This window comes from Rhizobium sullae (assembly GCF_900169785.1).
GTDB classification, from domain to species: Bacteria; Pseudomonadota; Alphaproteobacteria; order Rhizobiales; family Rhizobiaceae; genus Rhizobium; species Rhizobium sullae.
Map to the genome: position 1 here is coordinate 1 of NZ_FWER01000130.1, position 3,589 is coordinate 3,589.

At 55.6% G+C, this 3,589-nt stretch carries 2 protein-coding genes and 1 pseudogene; all 3 read left to right on the plus strand.

The window, feature by feature from the left end:
- Nucleotides 1-212: response regulator (locus BN1800_RS39065; protein ID WP_143534260.1), on the plus strand; the 212-nt coding region annotated here is incomplete at its 5' end.
- Nucleotides 213-335: 123 nt separating this feature from the next.
- Nucleotides 336-1,426, plus strand: a pseudogene (hisC, locus tag BN1800_RS39070) (histidinol-phosphate transaminase).
- 165 nt (nucleotides 1,427-1,591) lie between these two features.
- Nucleotides 1,592-2,620 (plus strand): LLM class flavin-dependent oxidoreductase, encoded by a 1,029-nt coding sequence (locus tag BN1800_RS39075; RefSeq protein WP_027513925.1) that lies wholly within the window; start codon nucleotides 1,592-1,594, stop codon nucleotides 2,618-2,620.
- Nucleotides 2,621-3,589 lie beyond the last annotated feature (969 nt).

Below are 3,589 nucleotides of genomic sequence, written 5' to 3' on the forward strand. Positions count from 1 at the left end.
CAGACGGCATGAGCGCGGTAACTCTCAGCGAGAGTCTCCGACCGGATATTGCCCTGCTCGACATACGGATGGGCAGCGTGGATGGCCTCGAGGCCGCAGCGGAGATTGGAGTCCGATCGCCCGAAACCCGCATCATCATGCTGACCATGCATGACAACGTGACATCACCCAAAGCCCTAAAAGGGCACGTGCTGTATCCATTCGGTGAATGATGACATGCAAAAAGATCATTTTACCGGTTGCGCCAAACCTTAGTAGAACACGTCCAGCATAACCCGGGCATCCGACGGTCTGCGGACAATGCGCCTGCCCTCGGCTACTGAACGGAGAAAAATTTGTCTGACGCAAAACTGCAGAGCGTACTCTCGTCTCTTTCGCAATGGCCATGAAGCTGAATTGTTTGGAGTCCAGCCCAGCACCGGATGCTAGTTGGGTCAAGCTAAACACGAATGAGAACCCCTTTGCATTGCCGCCACCCGTAAGGGCGAGCGCTGTTGCAGCCCTCGAACGACAATATTTGTATCCAGAAGATGACAATACCAGCCTGAGGGAAGCAGCTGCCCATGCCTACGGCCTCTCCAGGGATCAGGTGATCGCCGGGAACGGATCGTCTGAACTTCTCGGGCTCATCTACAGGGCATTCCTTGCTCCGGGTGACGCTGTGGCGATGATGTCTCCGGGGTTTTCGTTCAACCGAAAACTGGCGGTTCTGCAGGGTGCTCAATTTCTGGAAATTGGGTGGGGCGAAGCTCATTCATTGCCGTTAGAGCAATTGCTTCTCGGACCCGCAAAAGATGCCAAGTTTATTCTGCTCGCGAATCCGAACAACCCGACCGGAACATTTGTTTCGATCGCCGACATCGAACGCCTTCTAGCACAGTCGGACCGCTTGATCGTATTGGATGAGGCCTACGTTGACTTCGCCCCTGACGACGCTCTGCGCCTCATTAATCGTTACTCGAACCTCCTGCTCTTAAGAACATTCTCGAAGAGCTACGCGGCCGCCGGTATTCGCATTGGGCTCGGCTTTGGGCATCCTGAGGTCATTGGTAGGCTACGAAACATCCAGAACGTCTTCAATATGAACGTGATCGGCCATGCGGTTGGAATCGGCATCCTTGCGCATCGGTCCGCCTACGACGAAAACCACAAGCATGTTAAGCATGAGAGGCAGCGGGTGAGCACGGCGCTGTCGCAACTTGGTTTCTCTGTAACTCCCTCGCACGCGAACTTCTTGCTGGCCCATGTGCCAGCAGGACGAGACGGGGTCTGGTGGCAAGCCTCGCTGGAGCAGAAAAAGATACTAGTTGCAGTCTTCCCCGATCGAGGTCTGGAACACTGCATCCGTGTTAGCATCGGTACAAAAGCGCAAATGGATGTATTTCTTGCGGCGGTCAGCGACATTCTGGGAGCTGAGCGACCTTGAATCGTGCGCGCAACGTCCAAATACCTCGATGATCTGGGGCATAGCCAGCGCAAAGCCCAAACAAATTCAAGCTAGGCACAAGACCATTTCCACTCAGGAAGAGGTCACGTCTCAGATCGCTTGGATCAACGCCTTAGCTCGTTCATGAAAGTTGGAGATGACGGAATGAGACACACCTTCCCTTCGAAGCTAACCGTCGGCATCTTTGATCACTTAGACGAGGACGGTCGCGACATCGCACAACAGTACGCCGACCGCCTGACGTTAGCCGAGACATGCGATCGGCTCGGTTTTTATGCATATCACCTCGCGGAGCACCATTGTACCCCGCATGGGAGAGGCGCATCGCCGAATTTGTTCTTGTCGAGCGTCGCACAGCGCACTCGGCAACTTCGTGTGGGCCCCTTGGTCATGTTGCTCAGCCTTTCTCATCCGTTACGCGCGTTTGAAGAGATCTGTATGCTGGACCAATTGAGCGGTGGTAGGCTCGAGCTTGGTATAGGGCGCGGCTCTCTCCCGATCGAATTGAATTACTTCGGGATTGGTGCAGACGCGGTGCCGGAGCGCTACATCGAAGCCAGCGAAATCCTCGTGAAGGCAATGAAGGGCGGCACACTATCCTACCAAGGTAAGCATTTTGAGCTAAACGATGTCCCTTTGACGCTGCGGCCTCATCAGCGTCCGCATCCGCCTACATGGATCGCCACCAACCGGCCCGAATCTGCGGCTTGGGCCGCTGCCAACGGCGCAAATATCGCGTGCCTAGGACCCGCGTCTGTGGTTCGCAAAATTACTGATGCCTTCCGTTCCCATCCAGAGCAAAACACTGACGCGGACGACCAAGCGCCTTTTCTCGGATTGCTCCGAATGGTAGTGGTCGGACACTCTGCCGCGCACGCCCATTCACTCGCGGCACCTGCTTACGATCGATGGGTCAGGAACTTCAAATTCCTGTACGATGCCAACGCGATCCCCCTTCCGCCAAACTTGCCGCTGACCTTGGATGCCGCAATCGAGAGCGAGTTGTGCGTGGTAGGAACGGAAACTTTTGCGCGCCGGGCTCTCCTTGATCAGCTGGAAGAGGCGGGTGCCAACTACCTTCTTTGTCAACTCGCGTTTGGAGATCTGCCGCTGGACGCCTCGCAGTACACCGCCCTGGCCATTCAGTCCGGCATTATGGATCGAGTTGATTAAATGCGTAAACACCGGTGACTTTAGGAATGTGGAAGCGCCGCTTGACCTTCCCGTGCAGCCTGCGCTGCTAATAGCAACTATTCTAGTATACCGCTTTGGTCCATGATGCCGTTTGGATCGGGGCGGCGAAGCCGGTCATGCTCCCCGCCGGCGAGAAACGACGCGAAATATAAGGGAGATGTCGGCTCCACCGCCGCCTTCTGTCGGTCGGTGCCATCGAGGTGGACTCAAAGGAGAAGTTCGAAGCACCGGCATACAAAAACGCTAGGGCTTCTACGGTTTTGATGGTTGAACTACCAATGAGGCTCGCCGGCTAAAACGCTGTTCGTTCGCGACGGCATTCTCGTCATATCTTCGTCACTTGCATCACGAGGCTGATTGCAGCTTGACTGCGCGCAGAAGGCAGAAGTGGCTGCATTAATGCGCGAAGCCACCGGTTACTCGTCGCTAGGAGCCGCGTATCCGGCAGAATGGAAGCGATCCTTTGGCCGGAAGGGTACAAGCCTCCCACAAGCGCTTGGCGAATACTCCTCAGATTGTGCAATTGCTCCGGGTGATTGTTTGAGGTATATATTCGAAATCGTTGATGATGAAGGGCACCGTCGCGCGTATGTCGCCTCACACATGTATCGCAAAGCAGATAAACTGATCGTGCTTCATCGAGGTGCGGAAGTCGGCATCGACATATGTCGGATTTGCGACTGGTGCGCAGTCGACGACGACGTGCAACGGGCGAGGAGCGCCGAAACTGGTTGGCTGCATGATTGTTGAAGTGCGCCCAGCGCGCGTTCAGTATGGAATTCGTCCTTCGATGGGGTTGCAGCTGCCAATGCCGCAATCTTGTGCCGCCGCCCCCGGTCATCATTTCGAGCTGACAAGTAACGGTGCGACCGGCGATGTCACGTTGTTTGATCAAGGTCGGAACAAGGCGCTTGTGTGAGACGTCAGGCGGTTGCGCCGGTCACGGCT

Coding starts and splice junctions, on each gene's coding strand:
- BN1800_RS39075 (WP_027513925.1), top strand. CDS start 1,592: ATGAGACACACCTTCCCTTCGAAGCTAACCGTCGGCATCTTTGATCAC.